Origin of the sequence: Acetobacter sp. DmW_043, assembly GCF_002153485.1 — a bacterium.
GTDB classification, from domain to species: Bacteria; Pseudomonadota; Alphaproteobacteria; order Acetobacterales; family Acetobacteraceae; genus Acetobacter; species Acetobacter thailandicus.
On the sequence record NZ_JOMN01000017.1, the window covers coordinates 1 to 1,655 of the forward strand.

Here is a 1,655-nt window from a genome sequence, read left to right on the forward strand (position 1 = left end):
TCTGGTATTATTTTCCCAAGGGGTCTGGATATGCGTATCCAGGAGCAGATCAGGACAATAAGCGTGATCAACAGTATTATCGGACAAAAAGCCTCCTCTCTGTTTCATGCGACAAAGCGTATGGGCTGTTATGGTGTTGCTGGTGCCCTGTGGCCTGGCATGGTTTTTGCGGCAACACCCGAACAGGTTGCTGAAAAACCCGCACATGAAGCCCCTGTTCTTCCTAAAGGAGCTGAAAAGGTCGGTAATTTTTATTTTGTGAATGGTAACCGGCATTATTACGATGCCGCACATGCCCCCACACAGCCCACAGTGCCGCGCTTTGTGCCCTCGACCAACGGTGTGGGTGGTGCTGTTGCGCCTAACGGTAAGGGTGCCCACTCAACTGCAACACAGCCTTATCTGTTCTCGCTGCATTATAAACCAATTGAGGATGCGGGAAAGTTTCTGGCCAGTCAGGGTGTTTATTTCACAGGCTTTAACGTGGGCCAGTATAATGGTTATGCCGGTGGCGGGTATAAAAAGGGCTCGGCCTATACCAACTGGGCCCTGTTTGGTGTGAACCTGGATATGAACCGTATCGCCGGGGTTAAGGGTGCACAGATGCACATTATCCTCAACGATGTGGCCGGGCAGGGGCGCAGCTGGGACTATAGTGCGTCAGACTGGTCATGGCTGAGCACCTGGGGCAGCCATGATGGTGTTATGGTCAGAGAAATGACCTGGGATCAGGAGCTGTTTAATAAGCATCTGTATATTCTTGCCGGCCGGGCCAACCCCAAAGGGGGTGAGTTTGAGGGGTCAGAACTTTACTGTATGTTCGCAACCTTCCTGTGCTCTTCGCCCACAACGCTGACAATTGATGGCTCGTCGCCTTCCTTTACCTCTGCCACATGGGCGGCACGTATTCTGGTTAAACCAACCGCCTCGACCTATATTAAAGGCGGTGTGTATGAGGTTGAACCCTGGCTGAAGCAGAGCAACCATAATGGCTGGCCTGGTGAGGACTGGGGCTTTGGTAAATCGACCGGTGCGTTTATTCCGGTTGAGGCAGGGTATCATACTGACTTTACGACTGATAAATACCCGCGCTCTTATGCGCTGGGCTTTACGTATGACACGTCGCCTTATGATGACCCGCTTTATAACACTCAGCATCAGATCTATGCGACGGCTGGCGGCACACCACTGGAGAAGCGTGGCCGCAGCACGATTTATCTGCAGGCCCAGCAGATGATCTGGAAGCCTGATGCAAATGGCACACGTGGTCTGATAGCCTTTGGTGCAGCCAACTTCCTGACATCGGGTGATGGCACGGCGAAAGACGGTTTTGTCGGCGGGTTGTTTGACTGGGGTCCGTTCAGTTCGCGTCCGAGCGATTATGCCGGTGTTGTTGTGCAGAGCTTTTTGTGGAACCACAAAGTGACCCGCTCAATGAATGCCTCGCTGCAGTCGCAGGGTTATAACAGCAAGTGGCCTGATTCTGAGACGATGCTTGAGGCGCTGTATGGTTTTAACCTGGCGCCTGGGGTCAGTCTGTCCCCTTATTTTGAGTATATCTGGAACCCCGATCAGCTGGCTGCGGCAGCCCCGCGCCCTCATATCACTCACGCTATACAGGCCGGTCTGACCTTCACGTTCGAGCTTAACCCAGG

General features: G+C 53.1%; 1 protein-coding gene. It reads left to right on the forward strand.

The features are described 5' to 3' along the window. Positions 1–30: 30 nt before the first annotated feature. Positions 31–1,655 (forward strand): carbohydrate porin (locus tag HK11_RS07035; protein WP_233133354.1); only part of this gene is annotated, 1,625 nt, incomplete at its 3' end.